General features: G+C 33.6%; 23 protein-coding genes and 2 pseudogenes. 17 read left to right on the top strand and 8 right to left on the bottom strand.

What is annotated here, in order from left to right:
* The first annotated feature begins 4 nt into the window (after positions 1-4).
* Positions 5-478, top strand: coding sequence for a DUF1617 family protein (locus tag BLT48_RS05610; protein ID WP_089976022.1), 474 nt, complete (start codon positions 5-7; stop codon positions 476-478).
* Position 479: 1 nt separating this feature from the next.
* Positions 480-608, top strand: a complete 129-nt coding sequence (locus BLT48_RS14305; protein ID WP_267462124.1) for a hypothetical protein — start codon at positions 480-482, stop codon at positions 606-608.
* Here BLT48_RS14305 and BLT48_RS05605 read toward each other — a convergent pair.
* Complete coding sequence (locus tag BLT48_RS05605) at positions 598-828, bottom strand: hypothetical protein (protein ID WP_089976019.1); 231 nt, start codon at positions 826-828, stop codon at positions 598-600. The two genes, BLT48_RS14305 and BLT48_RS05605, sit on opposite strands and share 11 nt — an antisense overlap.
* A 107-nt stretch (positions 829-935) precedes the next feature.
* On the opposite strand from BLT48_RS05605, the gene BLT48_RS05600 reads away from it, so the two are divergent.
* From BLT48_RS05600 to BLT48_RS05575, 6 genes are all read left to right on the top strand, one after another.
* Complete coding sequence (locus BLT48_RS05600; protein ID WP_089976016.1) at positions 936-1,178, top strand: hypothetical protein; 243 nt, start codon at positions 936-938, stop codon at positions 1,176-1,178.
* Positions 1,179-1,241: 63 nt separating this feature from the next.
* Positions 1,242-1,790, top strand: a complete 549-nt coding sequence (locus BLT48_RS05595; RefSeq protein ID WP_089976013.1) for a hypothetical protein — start codon at positions 1,242-1,244, stop codon at positions 1,788-1,790.
* Between the two features lie 106 nt (positions 1,791-1,896).
* On the top strand, positions 1,897-2,313 hold the full coding sequence (locus BLT48_RS05590) for a hypothetical protein (protein ID WP_089974606.1): 417 nt from the start codon (positions 1,897-1,899) through the stop codon (positions 2,311-2,313).
* Positions 2,303-2,593 carry a hypothetical protein gene (locus BLT48_RS05585; RefSeq protein ID WP_089974602.1) on the top strand — a complete coding sequence of 97 codons (291 nt, stop codon included), beginning with the start codon at positions 2,303-2,305 and terminating at the stop codon, positions 2,591-2,593. Before BLT48_RS05590 ends, BLT48_RS05585 begins: the two co-directional genes overlap by 11 nt.
* Complete coding sequence (locus tag BLT48_RS05580) at positions 2,593-2,955, top strand: phage holin (RefSeq protein ID WP_089974599.1); 363 nt, start codon at positions 2,593-2,595, stop codon at positions 2,953-2,955. Before BLT48_RS05585 ends, BLT48_RS05580 begins: the two co-directional genes overlap by 1 nt.
* Entirely contained in the window at positions 2,955-4,226 is a 1,272-nt protein-coding gene (locus tag BLT48_RS05575) for a peptidoglycan recognition protein family protein (RefSeq protein WP_089976010.1), read from the top strand. The genes BLT48_RS05580 and BLT48_RS05575 overlap by 1 nt, the downstream gene beginning before the upstream one ends.
* A gap of 155 nt (positions 4,227-4,381) precedes the next feature.
* On the opposite strand, the gene BLT48_RS05570 is transcribed toward BLT48_RS05575, so the two are convergent.
* The 5 genes from BLT48_RS05570 to BLT48_RS05550 all read right to left on the bottom strand — a co-directional run bounded on the left by BLT48_RS05570 (position 4,382) and on the right by BLT48_RS05550 (position 7,950).
* Positions 4,382-5,020, bottom strand: a complete 639-nt coding sequence (locus BLT48_RS05570) for a hypothetical protein (protein ID WP_089974590.1) — start codon at positions 5,018-5,020, stop codon at positions 4,382-4,384.
* A 111-nt stretch (positions 5,021-5,131) separates the two neighbouring features.
* Complete coding sequence (locus tag BLT48_RS05565) at positions 5,132-5,596, bottom strand: hypothetical protein (RefSeq protein ID WP_089976007.1); 465 nt, start codon at positions 5,594-5,596, stop codon at positions 5,132-5,134.
* A 96-nt stretch (positions 5,597-5,692) separates the two neighbouring features.
* Entirely contained in the window at positions 5,693-6,004 is a 312-nt protein-coding gene (locus BLT48_RS05560; protein ID WP_089974584.1) for an ssDNA-binding protein, read from the bottom strand.
* Positions 6,005-6,098: 94 nt separating this feature from the next.
* Complete coding sequence (locus BLT48_RS05555) at positions 6,099-6,362, bottom strand: hypothetical protein (protein ID WP_089974581.1); 264 nt, start codon at positions 6,360-6,362, stop codon at positions 6,099-6,101.
* Between the two features lie 664 nt (positions 6,363-7,026).
* Positions 7,027-7,950 (bottom strand): AEC family transporter, encoded by a 924-nt coding sequence (locus BLT48_RS05550; RefSeq protein WP_089976003.1) that lies wholly within the window; start codon positions 7,948-7,950, stop codon positions 7,027-7,029.
* A 206-nt stretch (positions 7,951-8,156) separates the two neighbouring features.
* Here BLT48_RS05550 and BLT48_RS05545 point away from each other — a divergent pair, with 206 nt between their 5' ends.
* The 3 genes from BLT48_RS05545 to gloA all read left to right on the top strand — a co-directional run bounded on the left by BLT48_RS05545 (position 8,157) and on the right by gloA (position 9,554).
* The gene (locus BLT48_RS05545; protein ID WP_035020028.1) at positions 8,157-8,693 is read left to right on the top strand and encodes a GNAT family N-acetyltransferase; all 537 of its coding nucleotides are present in this window, start codon (positions 8,157-8,159) and stop codon (positions 8,691-8,693) included.
* A 22-nt stretch (positions 8,694-8,715) separates the two neighbouring features.
* Positions 8,716-9,096, top strand: a complete 381-nt coding sequence (gloA2, locus tag BLT48_RS05540; protein ID WP_035020027.1) for an SMU1112c/YaeR family gloxylase I-like metalloprotein — start codon at positions 8,716-8,718, stop codon at positions 9,094-9,096.
* Positions 9,097-9,173: 77 nt separating this feature from the next.
* A complete protein-coding gene (gene gloA / locus BLT48_RS05535) occupies positions 9,174-9,554 on the top strand; it encodes a lactoylglutathione lyase (protein ID WP_089976000.1) in 381 nt (126 codons plus the stop codon).
* 83 nt (positions 9,555-9,637) lie between these two features.
* On the opposite strand, the gene BLT48_RS05530 is transcribed toward gloA, so the two are convergent.
* Complete coding sequence (locus BLT48_RS05530; protein WP_035020025.1) at positions 9,638-10,063, bottom strand: hypothetical protein; 426 nt, start codon at positions 10,061-10,063, stop codon at positions 9,638-9,640.
* 828 nt (positions 10,064-10,891) lie between these two features.
* Here BLT48_RS05530 and BLT48_RS05525 point away from each other — a divergent pair.
* From BLT48_RS05525 to BLT48_RS05515, 3 genes and pseudogenes are all read left to right on the top strand, one after another.
* On the top strand, positions 10,892-12,169 hold the full coding sequence (locus BLT48_RS05525; protein WP_089975996.1) for an alkaline phosphatase family protein: 1,278 nt from the start codon (positions 10,892-10,894) through the stop codon (positions 12,167-12,169).
* 4 nt (positions 12,170-12,173) lie between these two features.
* Positions 12,174-13,448, top strand: a complete 1,275-nt coding sequence (locus BLT48_RS05520; protein WP_089975993.1) for an MFS transporter — start codon at positions 12,174-12,176, stop codon at positions 13,446-13,448.
* Positions 13,449-13,575: 127 nt separating this feature from the next.
* Positions 13,576-14,514 (top strand): annotated as a pseudogene (locus tag BLT48_RS05515) (dipeptidase); the annotation flags it as partial.
* 72 nt (positions 14,515-14,586) lie between these two features.
* Here the strand turns inward: BLT48_RS05515 and BLT48_RS05510 are convergent.
* On the bottom strand, positions 14,587-16,245 hold the full coding sequence (locus BLT48_RS05510; RefSeq protein WP_089975990.1) for a peptide ABC transporter substrate-binding protein: 1,659 nt from the start codon (positions 16,243-16,245) through the stop codon (positions 14,587-14,589).
* Positions 16,246-16,447: 202 nt separating this feature from the next.
* Between BLT48_RS05510 and BLT48_RS05505 the strand changes: the two are divergent.
* The 3 genes and pseudogenes from BLT48_RS05505 to BLT48_RS05495 form a co-directional block, all read left to right on the top strand.
* Positions 16,448-16,756: pseudogene (locus tag BLT48_RS05505) on the top strand (YrhK family protein); the annotation flags it as partial.
* A gap of 333 nt (positions 16,757-17,089) precedes the next feature.
* Entirely contained in the window at positions 17,090-18,628 is a 1,539-nt protein-coding gene (gene ptsG, locus BLT48_RS05500) for a glucose-specific PTS transporter subunit IIBC (RefSeq protein WP_089975987.1), read from the top strand.
* A gap of 1 nt (position 18,629) precedes the next feature.
* Complete coding sequence (locus BLT48_RS05495; protein ID WP_035023905.1) at positions 18,630-19,322, top strand: N-acetylmannosamine-6-phosphate 2-epimerase; 693 nt, start codon at positions 18,630-18,632, stop codon at positions 19,320-19,322.
* The last annotated feature ends 12 nt before the right edge of the window (positions 19,323-19,334 follow it).

Here is a 19,334-nt window from a genome sequence, read left to right as displayed (position 1 = left end):
ATTTATGAAAACAATCAAATTAAAAAATAGTGAAATAGTACCAGTTTATAACGCGTTAGAAAATATCACGGTGCAAGGGCGTCAAGCTAGACGTGGTAAAGGTAAACTTCAAAAAACATTGAGTGCAAAAAACAAGGAATTTTTAGAAGATTTAGATGATATACGTTCGGATTATTTCAAGAAAAAAGACGATGGTACTTTTGCTGAAAACAATGGAAAATTAATTTGGTTGGATAAATACAAAGATGACCCAGAAGCTCAAAAGAAAGCCAATGAGCAAACAAAAGAATTGAATAAAGAAGTGATCGGAATTGATTTGGTGGAACATGAATCTAAAATCAAGTCCTTTTTTGATGCTTTAGAAAAAGATGAATTTACTGGTAAAGAAGCGTTGAGAGACGAAGATTTTGAAACATTAATGGAATTGTTAGAAGAAGCTTTTGAAGCTAAAGAAGATATGAAAGAGGAGGAAAAATAATATGTTAAAAACAGTAATAACCCTCACAGCTATTGGGGTAGCCGTGAAGGTCGTGTTAAAGAAAAAAGCATTAATAAATGGTAAAAACTCAAAAATTTATTCTAATGGAATATACAAATTTAACCGTTAAAAGAAAGCGTTCTGTCTCCGTTATCCGTTAAGGGTCTACTACTCCAAAATTCTCGTTGCTTTTCATCAGAGAAAGTAACCAGACCGTTTTCGTGAAGCGAAACTACTTTAAGTTCTGAATTACTACCAATTTGAAAAGCTGTTTTAACTGGTGATTTTGTATCTACTTGATGATATCTGGACATATCATATTTATGGGGAATTTGGTAAACGTTTGCCATATTTATCACCTCTTTATAAATTATTTCAGCAGGCCACTTGCTGATAAGGAGATTATCTCACTAATAAATAACTAATGAAATAAAAAAATAGAAAGAAGGAAATTATTATGTTAAAAACTACTAAACAAATCACACTTACAGGAAATGCAATGATCAATGAACAAAATGTAATGCAACTTACGGCTACCATTCCTAGTGATACAGGAGTAGGAAGTATCAATCAATATGTACAAAACGCTGCCTTATACGAGGCTAACAAAGCTCAAATCAGACGAGATATTGCTGAATTCACTGCTTTAGTTTATGAAGTTGAAGATGAAATGGCTGCTGAGGCTTCTGTAACAGAATAAAAAATAGTCCTACTTTTTTTAAAAGGTATTGTTATACTTAGTAAAAAGAGGTGTGATAATATTTTGGAAAAAATAATAAGTTGGATTTTAAGTAACTCGATAGACATTTTCACTTTTTCAATTGCTATAGTAGCAGTATTTTTCGCTTGGAGAGCCAATAAGATATCTAGTGAAGCGAATAAAAGGTCAGATGAAGCTAACCGACTATCTAGTAAATCAATAGCTATTAATTATGATGCAACATTTAATAGTTTCAATATTCAATTGAGAGAAAATAAGTCAGTGGTTATGAAACTTAAGGATAACTTCAAAGAAATTAAATCACAAAATAAAGAGTATATGTACCGGTCTACCTATTGGATTATTGAAGAAATCGTGAAACTACAGTCACAAAAGAAACACATGAGGCCGTCTGAATATCATTATCATTATGAAGAGTTAGAAAGTTTAGGAGAAGATATAAAGAGTAAATGTGAAAGGTTGAAAAAAATTGTAGACTCGTCTGAAGAAAAAAAGTTTTTTGAAAATGAAAACTTCTCAAATGTGTATAATGAAACGCTAAGGGATTTTGATCTAGTCATAAAGAGGATAGAAGATAAAATATCTAAATAAGTTTTAAAAACTAACAAAGGTAGTCGTTAACTCGGCTACCTTTTATATTACCTAAGAGTGGCCAGAAATGGTTGCTCTTTTTAATTTGAGAAAAGGAAGGTGAGAAATGGAAAATACAAGATTAAAAAGAGAATTGATTGTAGCTAAAAACAAACGACCATCAGATTTTTGGGGGTTTATGGTTGCATTTACCAGCATTCTTCATGGATCTTTTTTGTTTAAATTTGCTGATTATTTAACCGCACATGCAGAACCTTATTTGAGTAGATTACCCGGAAGATGGATTGGCTTAATTTTGTTAATAGCAGCGCTTATAAAACTAATAGGTTTGTTGTTAAACAATAAGCATTTAAAAGAGTGGTCAATCTGGATCTTAAGCGCCATATGGGGAGGGTTATGGATAGTTAGCTTAACATTCGCTTTTGGAACAGGTTATCCAGACCCTTATCATACATTCATGTTTTTTGTATTCGTGGCTTGTTTGAGGGTCTCTTTGAAAGGAGACTATAACTATGACGTTTGAACAACTACTTGTTTTATTGATTGGAGGAGGAGGAGCTGCTGGTCTTTTATCTGCATTTTTTACACGTAAGAGCGGAAAAGAAAAGACAAATATTGATTTACTGGATCGAGCGTATAAAGAAATTGAAAGAATAGATAAAAAACTAAAAGAAGCTTATACAGAATTGGAACTGGAAAAAGGCAAAAACGAGAAATTAGAAACAATTATTGAAGACATGGAAAAAGACAAGTTTAATTTAGAACAAATTATTATCAAATTAAAAGAAGGTAGGGATAAATAATGGATGCAATACAAGATGCTTTATTTAATGGAATGGCTGCAGTTGTAGTCGCTTTAGTCGGATGGTTAACTACTAAGCTTGTTAATTATTTAAAAGAGTTAGGAAATACGGAGAAATTAGCAAATAAACAGTATCTAGTAGATATTGCTGTCAACGCTGCTGAACAAATTTGGCAAAATGAAGATGGTGCAATCAAGTTGGCCAACGCTCGAAAAGAAGCAATCAAATTATTAAATGAAAATAAAATAAATATCACAGATGCAGAATTACAAAACTTAATTGAAGCATCCGTAAAAGCTATGAATGATGCATTCAACAGCACCAAAGTTGGAGTAATTGAATTGAAAGAGGAGGGAAAATAATGGGTACTGTAAATAGACTTAATCGCGATGATATCGTAAATGGAAAAGCGGGTAAACGTCCAGGTAACCCAAAAGGAGGAGTTATTCATAATGATTACGGCGCAATGACACCTCAACAGTACACTCCTTGGCTAATTACTCGTAAAAATAACGGACAACTAAATTTAGGGTTTGCCCCATATTATATTAACAGTTCTGCTATATTAAGAGCAGATAATACTAATAATAAAGCTTGGCATACAGCTAACAACGAAGGAAATGCTTGGTATCTAGGGTATGAAGTTGTACAAAGTTACTACGGAATCATTTCTGATAAAGAATTTATTAAAAATGAAGATATGACTTTACGACAAGTAGCAGAAGATTTCCATTACTATGGATTGAAACCAAATCGCGACACAATTCGATTGCATAGCCAATTTTCTTCAACGTCGTGTCCACATCGTTCATGGGATTTGCACGGTAAATCAATAAATGCTGTTAAGGATTACTTTATCACTAAGGTTGCTAAGTATATGTCACTAGGTAAAACAGTTGAAGAAATGCTTAAAAACGAAGGAGTATCTGATCCGGTTGCAACAGTTCCAAATGCAGTAACACCTCAACCAGATGGAAAAACCGTTAAAGTTGGCAAGCAAGCAACTCATTGGGAAACGGGTTCAACTATTCCTAAATTTGTAATTGGCCAAGTTTACGACGTATTAGCTTCTATGCCAGTTTCTAAATCACGCTCTAAAAAAGCTTATTTAATTGGTAAAGGTAAAGTTGCTACTGGATGGTTATTGGAACAAGATGTGGACGGATTCAAAGCTGCAGGTGGTGGAAATACAAACAAAGCTACTCCTACAACTAAACCAGCAATTACAGGAACAACAACAGAAACTCAATCAATTGCTGGTGTTCAGATGTTCTTGAATCGTTGGTTTTATGGGGGACTAATTGTTGATAATTTAGCTGGTTCCGCAACAAATAAAGCATTGATTAAAGCATTACAAATGGAATTGAACAGCCAGTTTAATGCAGGACTTAAAGTTGATGGATTATGGGGAGCAAAAACAAAAAATGCTTGTATCACGGTTCGTGAAGGAGCAAATGGTAACCTTACTCGTTTAATCAAAGCTGCATTAATTTGTAAAGGTTATGACGTAAAAGGTTTTGACGGTAAATTCGGAGACGGATTAGATAAAGCTGTTAAAAAGTTCCAAAGCGCTAAAGCATTAAAAGTAGATGGTCTAGTAGGACAAGGAACATTCGAAGCATTATTTAAATAGACACAACTTAACCCTATCACTTGATTGAGATAGGGTTATTTAGGAGGGGTTCAATGTTATTCTTAAGCGATTTAATACATCTAACTCAGGGGGAGCTATTGATTAAGTACTGGTGGTTATGGCTAGTTATTGTGATTATTGCTATTAAATATGAATTATTCAAAGATAAACATGATAAATTCTGAACCAAAATCGTTTATTTGAAATATAGCATCTTCACCAGAATTACTACCTCCAAGAGACAAACCGTTAATCTGCTTTGAAACAAGACCATAATTATTTAATCTATTTAAACTACCTTGAGCCAACTCCATACTGAAGCTAAAACCTTTCACAAATTCTTGAGGATTTCCGATATTATTCTTATTTTGATATAGAGAGTACAAAAATTTTATCTCTAGCTCTGTTAAGCTAGGTAAAATTTGTATAAAAAAAGATTCATTTTCAAACGATTGTTTATTAGAATTCAACAAAATATTCTTGTATGCTTTTCGGTAATTACCACTTTTAGATTGGGAGCTAACTTTTTCAACCTCATCGTTTATTGATTCTAATAAAGATAAAAATTCTTCTCTATTGGGTATATCATAAATATTTGGTAACATTTCCTTAACAGATTCTAAATCGTCACTCAATTCTTCATAAAACATTTCTATTCTTTTAAATCTTTTCTCATTTTTTGATCCAAAATACAGAGTTTGTAAAGCACCCCCAACAGTAGGAATACTTGCTATACCTGCTTCTATAACAAGGTCCTTGCGTTCTTTCCAACTCAATTTCTCATCTTTATCCATATTAACAACTCCCTCTCGTTTGATTATATAATATTAGACAAAAAAGAACTAAACAAATAGAAAAAAGCCATCTCTTAATTGAGGTGGCTTTTTTATTTTATAATTAAGAACCTATAAATATTTATCAATAATTCTATATATTTCATTTAATTTATCAGGTATATCTTTACTATATAAATTATCCATGTATTTTTTGTGATGATTTTCAAAACCACCCTTTTCAAAAGGCAGTTCTTTCCAAAAGAGTTGTGGTGTATAATTTCCGAGGCGCATTTGACCAACTTTTCCAAGTCCTAAAATAGAAGTTTTATCATAGTTAAAATCATTTATTCTATAAACTTTTTTTGCATGTTTTGTGACATTCCAAGCATATTTAAAAGCATGAATAATTTTATTTTCTTCTTCAGTACCATTTATTTTATTTAAAGCACTACCAATAAATGATAAAGTAATAAACATTTCTTCTTCTAAAATCAGCTCAAGTTCTTTGAAGGGCACATCTTTTTTATTTGTTGCTATAAAAATAGTATTATCAATATGTTTTTTAGTAAGTATTTTTAATTGAGTATTTTCCAAGTTGTATACCCCACTTTATAAGAATGAATTTTTTAACTATATTAATTTATTTCCTAAGTATAGAATATAAGTTTAAATAAATACAGTTGATTCATTCTAAAACATAGTTTTCTTAAATGGTAGTCGTCTACCTTTATAATCCCATAATTGACCTAAAAGAGTAGGTTGACTGTCAATCTTATATTCTTGAATAAACAATTGCTTACGATCATTAATAATACAATCAACGGTTAAACCAGTACCATTCTCAACTTCATATACAAATTTAAAAGCTTTCCGTCCAGTTATCAGTAAATTTTGAATCTTACCATTAACATCTAAAGCAATATAACAAAAGGGGTAACCATGTTTTGTGTTAATTACTTTAACATCCGAAACAACTTTACCAGTAAACATTGCAGCGTTCATGATTCTTCATCCTCCTCCTCCTTTAGTAGTTCATCTAGTTTATCCTCAATAAGTAGCAACGCTGATTCACTTAATCCCCAAATATCATCCACAATCATTCCTCCATTTCGATAGTAATGATAAATGCATTGAAACCACATGGAACGCCATCTAGTCTGTATTTTCCAATTTCACCTAGATTAATATCAGTTGAGTCTGCTGAGTATTTGATATTATATTCTTTGATCTCTGGATGAGAAATTTTACTCAGTATGTAATCAGATTGTTCTCTAGTTGGATATGCTTCTTCAAAACACATTTCTTTTTCATCTATCATCATGTAGTCCTGGTTGAATTCTTGAATCTTCATTTTTTTCATATCGTTCACCTCGTGTTTATTATACGAACAAACGTTCGGTTTGTAAAGAATAAAATACCCTCACTGGATGAAGGGTGAGGGTAAGTGAATTAGGGTTACTTATAATATATGCAAACTATCTCAATTGATTTATTTATGTTAATATTATTTTATCATCCTACTCGCTAAGGTTTAGAACCTCCTATATAATAGGAAGGTTCTTTTTTTACGAAAACCATTTTTCTTTTTTAAATCAACTACTATTTATAAATAGTTTGCACTAATTTTGAACTAAAGCTTATGATTAATTGATGCAACAGTGTTTTCTAAGCCGGCAAGTGGCTTTGATTGTTATATGATAGAATAAAGTTATTACCTTTCTGGTTGAATGTAAAAAAAATAAGCCCGCCCGACTTATGTTAAAAAGTTCCGACTTTGTTCCGACTGAAAATAAATACCAATCAATTCATATCCACTTTATAAAATAAATAAAACTCAAAAACTCAATAAACACAAGATTTAAAAGGTATTAGAGAATATTTAAAATTCATATTTCAGCTTGAGGGGCTGGTCAGGGTAACCCTGGTGGAAGTTCGACTCCTCTCGGCCGCATTGAATCAAATACGTTATTACACAGCGAAAAAAAAACAATATTGAGAAGGCAGACTTCTCAATATTGTTTTTTTTAGTTCATTGAAAATGCGAATTCAGCAATTTGTAAGACCATAGGCATACTGATGATGGAGAGCAAAGTAGATAAAACCACTAAGCGCGCACCATATTCATAGTCTCCACCATAAAGCTGTGAGAATAAAGCTGTGTTTACAGCAATAGGAGCAGAAGATGCGATAGCTAGTACAAAAAAGACTAAATAATTATCTAAAGGCAATAGCCATAACACAAAGATGCTGATCAGCGGAGATAGAATCAAGGATAAGAAAGTAGTCCAGTAAGCTCGTGGATGAGTAAATACATCCATTAATTTAGACTGCGCCACATAACTGCCTAATAAAATCATAGCTAGTGGTGTATTTAAATTTGCGATGGTATAAAGAGAATCACTCAAAATAGTAGGCAACTGTATTTGAAGTAAATAAACAATCAAACCTAGAAGAGAACCTAGAGAAGCAGGATTCAAAAAAGAATTTCTAGGAGTGATCAATGATTTATCTCCAGAAATAAGGTAAAGTCCATAGGTTCTTTGCACAATATTAGTCACAGTAATAAAAGCTGATACAAAAAAGACTCCTTCATAGCCAAGAACGGCTAGAACTAGAGGGATTCCGATAAACCCTGCATTTGTAAAGGTTGTTGCGTAACGATCTGTTCGAGAAGCATTGCGTAAGAAAAAATAATTTACTAAAATACGCACTGCTATTAACAAGATTGTAATGACTATTGTTGCTAAAAACCATTTAAATTGATTAGCTTCATAGGATTGCTGAAAAGACATAAATAAAAGTATAGGTGTAATGAAGTTTGCTAGCATATTAGCAAATTGTTTAGTTCCTGATATATTCAGGACATTTTTTTTAACCAATATGTATCCGAAAAATATAAGAACAAACATACTGCCTAGTTGTTGCAATATGATATTACTGATCGTCAATTGAGTATATCCCTCCTTATAAAAGAGTAAACTATATGAAGTATACCGTAAATCAATCTGTAACGGCAAAAAAATATTTTAAACTAGAACAGTAAGCTCGTGACAAATGGGTTATTTAATGCTAATTTAGAGTAGCCAAGAAAGTACAGTTAAGAAAAGGGTAGAGCTGGATACTTTATTAGGAATTTAAATAGAGGAGCAAAAGTATGAGATCAATCAAGGTTGGAGAAACTTCAGATTATGAAGAAGTTCGTATCGAATTAGCAACTGCTAAAGATGTGGATGAAATTGTTGCGATTTGTATACAAGGGTATGCTTGTACTGCGAAAGCTGTAAGTGATAAACAACAAGTACAAGAAAAAGTTGAAGAATACTATAATCCTAAAAGAATTCTAAATGAAATTGAAGAAGTATCGGCTAAATGGAGTGGCTGGATTGTGGCTCGGTTAGACAAAAAAGTAATTGGTGTTATCGGCGGCGGAATAGTTGATTCTAAAGTGGGGAAAGTTTTTGTTTTATATGTTGATGTCAATTATTTAAGAAAAGATATTGGAACGCGTTTAGTAAATCACTTAACACAAATGCAGCAGTTACTAGGAAACAGTACTCAATTGGTTAGTTTCCTTAAGTCTGATAAAGAGAGTAGTCAATTTTATGAAGCTCTTGGATTTCACTATCTTCAAGATATTGAGGATACTAAAAACGTAGAATTTACGAGTATTGAAATGATCCGCGATATTTAAAAATTAATGGGAGGAATGTTGTATGAATATTAAGAGCATTCATCATGTTGCAATCATTGCATCTGACTATAAAAAATCAAAACAATTTTATACTGAAGTATTAGGTTTAGAAATCTTACGGGAAAATTATCGTTCAGAACGGGATTCGTACAAATTAGATTTAAAGTTAGGGACTAGTGAAATTGAACTGTTTTCCTTTCCTTATCCAACAAAGCGGCCAACTCAACCAGAAGCTGCAGGTTTAAGACATTTGTGTTTTTATGTAGACGATTTTGACGAAGCCATTCAATCATTGAATGAAAAAGGCGTTGAAACAGAGCCCGTTCGTGTAGATGAGTACACGGGTGGAAGATTCACATTTTTTAAAGATCCAGATAATTTGCCATTAGAATTACATGAATGACATATTTTTTGAACTCTTTATAAAAATGCATTAAGATAAGAATGTACAAATGATTGTAATGAGAGGATGAAGGATAAATGGCAAAAAAAATGTTGCACACTTGTGTGCGTGTGATGGATTTAGAAAAATCAATGGACTTTTACACAACTGTATTAGGGTTTAAAGAAGCGAAGAGATTAGATTTTCCAGAACTTAAATTCACATTAGTTTATCTAGCTTTGGGTGGAGATGACTATGAATTGGAATTGACATATAATTATGATCAAGAAGAGGCTTATACCCTTGGAAATGGATATGGTCACATTGCAATTGGTGTGGATGATTTAGCCGCAACACAAAAAGAGTATAAAGCTAGTGGTTATGAAGTTACTGATTTAAAAGCTCTCCCAGATAATGCAGCGAATTTCTTTTTTATTACAGATCCAGATGGTTATAAAATCGAAGTTATCCAAAACTAGAATCAAACAATTTACTTTTAACTAAATTAAGGATCAAAAAAAACGATTTCTAGACAATAAAGTCTAAAAATCGTTTTTTTGTGTTACTTAGATTCCTTAAAACCAAAGCGTTCAATTAATCGTTCCAGATTTTCTTTATGCCAAGAACAATCGGCAACTTCTTTAGGAACTTTGTATTTTTTTATGCGATCATCGGTAGCAGTAGCGTCGTTGTACTGAATGAGTAGGTTATAGAAATTGGATTGCTTTTTGAAATAAATAGATTTAACTTCTGTTAAAGGAACTTGGGCATAATCGCCTTCAATAGGAGTCATAGAATCTTTTTCAATTGGCAATATAACGAATTCTCTTTCAGCAAAATTCAGGTAAATTTTTTCGGTTTCATTCTTACCTAATAATGTTGCATACCATTTTCGGTTCCGAGTTTTTCTTTCAACCAAAATGGTATCACCTGTTTTTGCTTCTAAGCCATGACGTTGTAGATAATTTATAATGACTTCTTCTTTCATAAAAAGGCCTCCTTAAATTAAAGTCTTGCCTAGTAATGAGAAAAATTCTTCTAAATGAATCACCTCTATTATAGAACAGCTTTTTTGTTAGTACCAATGATATGCATGGAGAGAGGTAAAGGAAAGACTTGAAAGAGATAAAAAGGAAATGAAATTCTTTTTTGTTCTAGGTAGTAAAAAAACATTTATTTTGATAACTTCATAAATAAATAATTAAAAAAACTTGTGTTTAGTGAATAGATATGGTAAAGTACGTACATGCGATGAGTTGACCTCCAATCAGGTGACTTCGGTCATTTCGCTGCGGCGACAAGTGATTGGAACTTTAGACAGGCACAACCGTACTTCGTACAACTGCAAGATGCAGGTGTTTGGACCCCTCTGTTTTGTGGAATTCATGGGACCTATTTATGCAAATGAATACTGTCGGAAAAAACACTGATAAAATCAGTGTTTTTTTTTTGCGAAAATAAATAAACTTTATGCTCTACAATTTTTAGCGTGGATTCATTAAATCGAGTACAGGTTATTTCTGGAGGAATAAGGGCTGCTTGTAGCCATGTCTAAGGATTCAATGCGAATTACAAAGCGTTGGAACTTCAGCGATTACGCTTTGTTTAAGGCTTGAAAGTCTGAAGACTCTGGCTTCAGACGGTCACATGGCTCTCCACAAGCAAGCGCGTCTATTCCAGAAGAAATGCTATTTTATTGTATCCACAACTTTTGGCGAAGATCCAAAATTTAATACTCTTTACATAAAAATAACACGGATGCTCTTTCTCTAAAAGTAAGCTTGTGGGATAATAGATTAATCAAGGGGGAGAATGAATGAAGAAACAACGTCTATACATGATTTCTTTAGATGCTTTTGGTGCAAAAGATTTAGAATATGCCCAAACGCTTCCAACATTTAAGTATTTATTGGATCGAAGTGCAAGAGTTGAAAAAGTAGAAACGGTTTACCCATCTTTAACCTATATGGCTCATACATCAATTGTTACGGGAGTATATCCTAATAAACACGGTATTACAAACAATACATATGTCCAACCAAAAAGAGAGTCACCGGATTGGCATTGGTATGCTAAAGATATCAAAGTTCCAACTTTATTTGATATCGCTCATGAAGCAGGATATACGATTGCTTCCTTTTTATGGCCGGTTACTGGACGAAACAAAGCCATAAAGTATAATTTAACTGAAATTTTCGCCAATCGTCCTTGGCAGTCACAAGCACTAATCTCGTTGTGGTCATCTTCACCAAAATTCGTTTTAGATTTAGAGCGTAAATTTGGAAAAATGCGTAAAGGTATTCAGCAACCAGAATTAGATCATTTTTTGACTGCTGGAATTGTAGACACGATTCACTCTAAAAACCCTGATTTAATGGCGATACATCTAGTTGATTTAGACAGTACAAGACATCATTTTGGTGTTGATTCTCAAGAAGCAAAGGCTGCTATTAGACGCATGGATGATCATTTGAATCAAATCATTACCGCTATGAAAGAAAAAGGTATCTTTGAAGAAACCGTGTTAGCTCTATTTGGTGATCACTACCAATTAGACACGCACACTGTGGTTAGGCTAAATCAATTGTTCAAAGCACAGGGCTGGCTAAAAGAAACTAAAGATGGGCTGATCCAAGAGTGGGATGTTTTAGCTAAGGGAGCAGATGGTTCTTGTTATATTTATACAAAACCGGAAGTAGACCTAGCTGAAGTACACCAACTTTTAGCACAGCATTCGGAACAAATCGAAACGATTTATACTCAAGAAGAAGCCGCTCGTTTAGGAGCAGATGAGACGTGCAGTTTTTTAGTTGAAGCAAAAAAAGGGTATTATTTTATTAGCGATAGCAACGGTTCGTTTTTAGAAGAAATTAAATCCACTAAAGAAACTCCTTTTCATAAAGGAACACATGGGTATAGCCCCAAAAAAGAAAACTACGAAACCACATTATTTATTTCTGGACCAAGTATAAATGCGGATGCACGAATACCTGTAGCTCGTTTAATTGATGAAGGACCAACTTTTTTGCATGCAATGGGGTTGAAATTTCCACAGGCTGTTGATGGAAAGGTTTTAAAGGGATTATTTAATTAGCGAGGTGAGAGCAGTGGAAATAGGAAAAGAACGGTTTAAATACACAAAAATAGAAAAAAGTTGGATTTTACAAGATTGGGCTAACTCAGCCTATTCGATTATGATTACTACAGCTGTTTTTCCGTTGTTCTTCAAAGCAGTTTCTGAAGGAGCGGGTGTGAGTGCGGTAAATTCAACTGCTTATTTGGGGTATGCTAATGCAATTGGAACTTTAGCCGTTTCGCTGTTAGCGCCTATATTAGGTGCAATTGCTGATTATAAAGGTTACCGAAATCCAATGTTTTCTTTAGCTACAGGATTGGGTATTATTGCGACGTTTAGTTTTGCATTTATTCCAGATGAGAACTGGTTGTTATTATTGATTATTTACGCGGTATCTTCGATTGGCTTTGGTGCAGCCAACATTTTTTACGATGCATCTTTAATTGATTCTACAACCTTAAATCGAATGGATCGTGTTTCTAGTGCAGGATACGGATGGGGTTACATTGGCAGTTCCATTCCATTTGTTATTTTTATTTTCTTTCAATTAACCCAAATTCTTCCTATTTCACAAATTGCTCTTATCAAAGGTGGATTTGCAGCAACGGCTCTTTGGTGGTTTATATTTACCATTCCTTATTGGAAAAATGTCGAACAAAAAACGTATATAAAAAAACAACCACATGTTGTTAAAAATAGTTTTTTGAGATTGTGGGAGACGATTAGGAATATCCGTCAGTATCGTAACGTTTTTTTATTTTTAATTGCTTATTTTTTCTATATTGATGGAGTAGGAACTATTTTTAAAATGGCAACTGCTATCGGAGCGGACGTCGGACTAATGGCCAATGATTTGATTGTGGTGATGCTAATCTGTCAATTTGTAGCATTCCCGTTTTCTATTTTATATGGAGTATTAGCAGGTAGATTCGGCAATAAAAAAATGATTTATGTAGGAATAGTTACCTATACGTTTATTTGTATTTTTGCGTTATCGCTAGATTCTTTATTAACGTTTATTATATTAGCCGTTCTTGTAGGAACAGCACAAGGTGGAGTTCAATCGATTAGCCGTTCTTTATTTGGTCAATTAATTCCTAAAGAAAACGCAAATGAATTCTTTGGTTTTTATAATATTTTCGGAAAATTTGCAGCAGTTGTCGGACCTTTTTTAGTTGGAATCATTTCTCAAGTAACGGGGAATTCTTTAAATGGGGTATTCGCATTGATCGTTCTCTTTGTTATTGGAGGGGCAGTTCTTTATTTTGTAGAAGAACCTATTCGTAAAATAAATTAATCAATATGAATGATTTTAGATAAGCAGTTTAGCTATTTAAAATCATTTTTTTGTATTGCACTTCTATTATGGTTAAAGTATGATGAGGAAATATAAGTTGAGTGCGTAAAAGCAGAAAGTAGGGGTCCATTTGAATAGTATTGATATGCATTGTGATGTTCTTTATAAGATGCAAGTGAACAAAGGTAGCTTAGATTTTAAAGATTCAAATCAATTAGAAGTCAATCTTAAACGTTTGAAAGAAGGAAAGGTTAAAGTACAGGCTTTTGCTATTTTTATCGAACCCAGTTTGCCATCGGATCAGCAATTTGCAGCGGTTTTAGAACAAATTGCATTTTATCAAAATGACGTACTTGGTAAACATCCTGAAGTAAAACAAATAAAAAAATGGTCGGATATTCATGAGTTGAAAGAGAATGAAATAGGATCATTTCTTACTCTTGAGGGTGTATCTTCTATTGGCAATGATATGGATAAGTTAGAGTATTTGTTGGATGCTGGAATACTATCAGTAGGATTGACTTGGAATCCAGCTAATCTTGCAGCTGATGGAGTTGGAGAACCAAGAGGCGGTGGATTAACAACATTTGGCTTTGAAATCGTCAAACGCTTGAATGAGCGAAAAGTCTTCACTGATGTTTCTCATTTAAGTGTTCAAGGATTTTGGGATGTCATGAAGCATGCGCAATATCCTATTGCTACTCATTCGAATGTGTTATCTTTATGTAGTCATGTGCGAAATTTAAATGATGATCAGATCAAAGCAATGGTTGAACGCGATGCCATGATTCATGTTATTTTTAATCCAACATTTACGATTGAAGATGGAGAAAACAATCTAGTAACAATAGCAGATTTGATTCCTCATGTTGAACGGTTGGTGGAATTAGGCGCCGTTAATAATATTGGTTTTGGGTCAGATTTTGATGGCATCAGTACGTATATTGAAGGATTGTCGCATGCGGGAGAAACTCAAAATTTTATACAAGCTTTACTTGAAAGATTTACTGAAGAAGAAGTTCAGGGGTTTGCTTCTAAAAACTTCTTGAATCACTTACCAAAATAAAAAAAAGTTCAACAGCAAAAATAATGCTGTTGAACTTTTTTTATAGATAGAGGATTAAACTAAATTAGTAAATTAGTCGATAATATACGCATCTTTATAGCTGTATCTAGCGCCTACTGAATTAATGTTGATATTTTTGATTTTGGGATTTCGCAACATGGCTTCACCTTTTTGATATAAGGGAATAAGTGCCACATCATCTAAAGCAATTTGATGAGCTTTCAACATGTCAGTCCATCTTAAATTAGCCTTATTTGCATGAATTCCTTTAGCATCATCAATTAATTGATCCACTTCTGCGTTTGAATAGCCTCCATTGTTATAAGAAGACGTGCTATACAATACGTCTAACATGATCATTGGATCTGAAACATATCCGCTCCAACCAGATGAAATCAAATCAAAATCACCTGCCGCAGCTTTAGCTAGTCTAGCACTGAAGGGAACATTTAGGAGGGTGATGTTTACACCTTCTAAATTATTTTGTAATTCTCCTTGTAGATACTCCATAACTCGCTTGCTTGTTTCATCATCATCCCCGAGTAATTCTAATTCAATCGTATCTACTCCAAGCTCAGCTTTTGCTTCTTCTACTAACATTTGTGCTTTGGGCAGGTCATAAGTATAAAAATCTCCGGCTTCTTCAGCAAATTCAGTACCTGATTCTGGATTTTTAACAAAGTGATCTGGAACCAATCCAGTGATGGGTAAAGAACCATTATTTAAGATGACTGAAGTCAGTTCTTCACGGTTGATAGCTAGTGCTAGTGCTTTTCTGAAGGTTTCATTTTTTAAATAGGGGTTGTCCGATTGATTGACTTCTAGGTAATTAGTTCTTGAAAAGTACTCAACTGTGTAACTAGGATCTTTTTGAAATTGTTTAGCGTATTCACCAGACAATAACGCATTATCAACATCACCTTTTTCAAATAAGTTTACGCCAGTGGACACATCTTTGATTACTTGATTCGTAATTTTAGTTAAATGAATATTTTCTGCATCCCAATAAGCTGGATTTTTTTCATAATTCCAGCTTTCATCCAATCCACTATCCCAATCAGATAGTAAGAAAGGACCGTTGGTTAAAGTTGTTTCGCTACTAGTGCCATATTGATCACCAGCATTTCTTACAAATGCTTCATTTTGTGGAAAAAACGACACAAATGACATAAGAGAAGGGAAGTAAGCAATAGGGGTTTCAAGTGTGACCTCTAAAGTTGTCTCATCCAAAGCTTTAACTCCAAGTTCTTCAAGCGGAAGTTGTTCTGTCATGATGTCAGAAGCATTCTTTATATCTTCAAATAAGTACGCATAAGCTGCACCAGAAGTGGGGTCAACATTTCGACGCCACGAAAATACAAAGTCATGTGCGGTAACGGGTTCGCCATTTGACCATTTAGCATCGTCTCTTAAATGGAAGGTATAGGTTAATCCATCTTCTGAAATCTCTTCACTTTCAGCTAAGGCAGGGATTGGCTCATTATTTTCATCTAATCGATAGAGTCCCTCAATAAACTGATTAACGCCAGCAAAAGTAATATTTTCAGCAACTAGAACACTGTCTGTTGTTGCTAATTCACTCTCTACAGTTAAGTGCATGACTTGTTCAGAAGCAAGGACAGCCTCTGACGATTCATTCTGTTCATTAGATTTTTCGTTTGATCCGCAAGCACTTAAAAAAATGAGTAAGGCAAAAACTATCAATTGGGATGTTTGTTTCTTTGTATTCATATTTATTTCCTCCAGAATCTTCTTAAGCAGTTTATTTCTCAACTTATCAATTCTAATACTAGAATTAAAAACGTGCAAGTTCTCATTATTCAGTAGGCATTTTTTAATGACAATGGTTTCTGATTCGTTTTTTTTGAAAGGTGATACGGAGTTTTGTATACTACTTATTATACGAACATGAAAAAAGTGAGGGTAAATCAACATGCCGAAAATAGAACGTAAAGAACATGACGTTATACCTGACAAAGAAGAAGATATCGAGATTAAGACTGGACGATTTCGGTTGTATTTTCAAAATCGTTACACACTAATATCATTAACAAATGATATCTTAACAGGTATCTTTTATATAATTGGAAGTTTAGCAACATTAACTCCCATTCCAGATATTTATGGAACCTATCTTTATCTAGTAGGCGGATTTTTTTTAACCGCCCGACCAATTTTAAAAATTTTCCATAATGTCTTTATTTATGACGATGAAAAACTGGCCAAAAAAGAAGAGCAAGAAGCAAAAGAAAAAGAAGAACAAGAAGCAAAAGAAGAAAATGACCCAGAAGAAGAAAATGATCCAGAAGAAGAACAAGAATACAATGAAGAGTATTATGGCAAAGACAATGATCAAGAATATGAAGAAAAAGAGCAACAATCTGATAAGAAGTAAATAAATAAAAGGTTGAGCACTGATGAAAAATTTCATAGGGCTCAATCTTTTTTTATTAGTAACTTTGATAGATAGGTTTTTTTATCTTAGTGGAAATGTTTTCTTTAAAATGTAGTTGACGGAAATGTTTTCATAGTATAAACTAACTGTAGTTCAAAAAGAGAAGAGGAGAATGAGAAAATGAAAACGTTTTTTGAGAAAGCACAACAATTTGGAAAATCCTTTATGCTGCCAATCGCAATTTTACCTGCTGCAGGATTACTTTTAGGAATTGGAGGATCATTATCTAATCCCAATACAGTTAATGCTTATCCCGTTCTAGATGTAGCTTGGTTACAAGCTATCTTTACTATTATGAGTAGTGCTGGAAATATTGTTTTTAGTAATTTACCGGTTATATTTGCGATAGGAGTAGCCATCGGTTTAGCAAAATCAGACAAAGGAACAGCAGCATTAGCAGCGTTGATTGGCTACTTGGTCATGCACTCAACAATAAATGCTATTTTGACTATTACTGGATTATTAGCTGTAGATAATCTTGCTGCTGTTGGTCAAGGAAGTACATTAGGTATTCAAACACTTGAAACAGGAGTATTTGGTGGGATTATTGTTGGGATTTTAGCAAGTTATTTACACAATCGCTTTAACAAAATTGAATTACCCACTTATCTTGGATTCTTTGGTGGTTCACGTTTTGTTCCAATCATTACGTCATTCTCAGCAATTATTTTAGGAACTATTATGTACTTTATCTGGCCTGTATTCCAAGGGCTGATTACAAATGTAGGAGATGTGGTTAATGCTACTGGTTACTTAGGCACATTCTTGTACGGATTTATCCTGCGTATGCTTGGACCTGTTGGATTGCATCATATTTTTTATCTTCCTTTTTGGCAAACAGCTGTGGGAGGAACAATGGAAATTGGTGGAGAACTTGTTCAAGGAACACAAAATATTTTCTTTGCACAATTAGCTGATCCAGCAACACAAGAATTCTTTAGCGGAACAGCACGTTTTATGTCAGGACGTTTTATCACGATGATGTTTGGTTTAGTTGGTGCTGCATTTGCCATCTATAGAACAGCAAAACCAGAAAATAAAAAAGTAGTTGGAGGGTTGATGTTGTCAGCTGCTTTAACATCTTTTTTAACAGGAATCACAGAACCGCTTGAATTTTCATTTTTATTTATAGCACCTGCATTATATGTTGTGCATGCTGTATTCGACGGTCTTGCATTCATGTTAGCGCATATCTTTGAAATCACAATTGGACAAACTTTCTCAGGTGGATTTATTGACTTTATCTTATTCGGAGTCTTGCAAGGAAATGAACGAACAAACTGGATCATGGTTGTAGTTATTGGAGTAGTTTGGTTCTTCTTATATTACTTTACATTTACATTCCTAATTAAAAAATTCAACTTCCAAACACCTGGTAGAACAGATAAAGTAGAAGTGGCTGGCAACAAAACTAAAGTAGAAGGTCGTGCACTAGATATTATTAATGGTCTGGGTGGCGAAGAAAACTTAGTGAATGTTGACAACTGTGCAACAAGATTACGTGTTACAGTTAAAGACGAGACGTTAGTTAATGAAGAACTATTAAAAGAAACTGGAAGCCAAGGACTGATCAAAAGAGGAAATGGAATTCAGGTCGTCTATGGTCCACAAGTATCAGTTATAAAAAATGAAATCGAAGAAATGTTAGGAGACGAATAAAATGAATATGTTAGATAAAGTAAAATCAGAATTAATTGTTTCTTGCCAAGCATTAGACCATGAACCATTGCATAGCTCATATATTATGGGAAGAATGGCAGTCGCTGCTGAAGAAGGCGGAGCAAAAGGAATTCGTTCAAATTCAAAAGAAGATATTATTGAAATTAAGAAAAATACTGAGTTGCCAGTTATCGGAATTGTAAAAAGAGATTATGACGATTCAGAAGTTTTTATTACGGCAACGATGAAAGAAATCGATGAATTAGCTGAATCTAAATGCGATATGATAGCATTAGATGCTACAAGTCGTGTTAGACCAAATGGCGAAACACTAGAATCATTTGTTCAAGCTATTCATGCGAAATATCCGTCAATTTTATTAATGGCTGATACAGCAACTATTGATGAAGCGATTGAAGCAGAACGATTAGGCTTTGATTGTGTCTCTACTACCTTAATGGGCTATACGAAAGAATCACAAGGTGACAATATTGCGGATAATGATTTTGAACGTTTAAAAATTATTTTAGCATCCGTGAAAGTTCCTGTCATTGCTGAAGGCCACATAGACACACCTGAGAAAGCAAAGAGATGTAAAGAGCTTGGTGTTCATTCTATCGTAGTAGGAAGTGCAATCACTCGTCCTCAGTTGATTACGGCTGAATTTGTTGGGAAAATGAAAGAAGTAAAGTAAAGTAAAGCGAAA

It is taken from the genome of Carnobacterium viridans (assembly GCF_900102725.1).
GTDB lineage: Bacteria > Bacillota > Bacilli > Lactobacillales > Carnobacteriaceae > Carnobacterium_B > Carnobacterium_B viridans.
Note: the sequence above shows the minus strand (reverse complement) of the source record. Positions and strands in the feature narration are given on the sequence as shown.

Bases quoted from the DNA above. Each gene is read 5' to 3' on its own strand.
- BLT48_RS05560 (WP_089974584.1), bottom strand. From the start codon at position 6,004: ATGAACGCTGCAATGTTTACTGGTAAAGTTGTTTCGGATGTTAAAGTA.
- BLT48_RS05605 (WP_089976019.1), bottom strand. From the start codon at position 828: ATGGCAAACGTTTACCAAATTCCCCATAAATATGATATGTCCAGATAT.
- BLT48_RS05610 (WP_089976022.1), top strand. From the start codon at position 5: ATGAAAACAATCAAATTAAAAAATAGTGAAATAGTACCAGTTTATAAC.
- BLT48_RS05570 (WP_089974590.1), bottom strand. From the start codon at position 5,020: ATGGATAAAGATGAGAAATTGAGTTGGAAAGAACGCAAGGACCTTGTT.
- BLT48_RS05530 (WP_035020025.1), bottom strand. From the start codon at position 10,063: ATGAAAGAAGAAGTCATTATAAATTATCTACAACGTCATGGCTTAGAA.
- BLT48_RS05555 (WP_089974581.1), bottom strand. From the start codon at position 6,362: ATGAAAAAAATGAAGATTCAAGAATTCAACCAGGACTACATGATGATA.
- BLT48_RS05575 (WP_089976010.1), top strand. From the start codon at position 2,955: ATGGGTACTGTAAATAGACTTAATCGCGATGATATCGTAAATGGAAAA.
- BLT48_RS05580 (WP_089974599.1), top strand. From the start codon at position 2,593: ATGGATGCAATACAAGATGCTTTATTTAATGGAATGGCTGCAGTTGTA.
- BLT48_RS05585 (WP_089974602.1), top strand. From the start codon at position 2,303: ATGACGTTTGAACAACTACTTGTTTTATTGATTGGAGGAGGAGGAGCT.
- BLT48_RS05545 (WP_035020028.1), top strand. From the start codon at position 8,157: ATGAGATCAATCAAGGTTGGAGAAACTTCAGATTATGAAGAAGTTCGT.
- ptsG (WP_089975987.1), top strand. From the start codon at position 17,090: ATGAAAACGTTTTTTGAGAAAGCACAACAATTTGGAAAATCCTTTATG.
- gloA2 (WP_035020027.1), top strand. From the start codon at position 8,716: ATGAATATTAAGAGCATTCATCATGTTGCAATCATTGCATCTGACTAT.
- gloA (WP_089976000.1), top strand. From the start codon at position 9,174: ATGGCAAAAAAAATGTTGCACACTTGTGTGCGTGTGATGGATTTAGAA.
- BLT48_RS05600 (WP_089976016.1), top strand. From the start codon at position 936: ATGTTAAAAACTACTAAACAAATCACACTTACAGGAAATGCAATGATC.
- BLT48_RS05525 (WP_089975996.1), top strand. From the start codon at position 10,892: ATGAAGAAACAACGTCTATACATGATTTCTTTAGATGCTTTTGGTGCA.
- BLT48_RS05510 (WP_089975990.1), bottom strand. From the start codon at position 16,245: ATGAATACAAAGAAACAAACATCCCAATTGATAGTTTTTGCCTTACTC.
- BLT48_RS05495 (WP_035023905.1), top strand. From the start codon at position 18,630: ATGAATATGTTAGATAAAGTAAAATCAGAATTAATTGTTTCTTGCCAA.
- BLT48_RS05590 (WP_089974606.1), top strand. From the start codon at position 1,897: ATGGAAAATACAAGATTAAAAAGAGAATTGATTGTAGCTAAAAACAAA.
- BLT48_RS14305 (WP_267462124.1), top strand. From the start codon at position 480: ATGTTAAAAACAGTAATAACCCTCACAGCTATTGGGGTAGCCGTGAAG.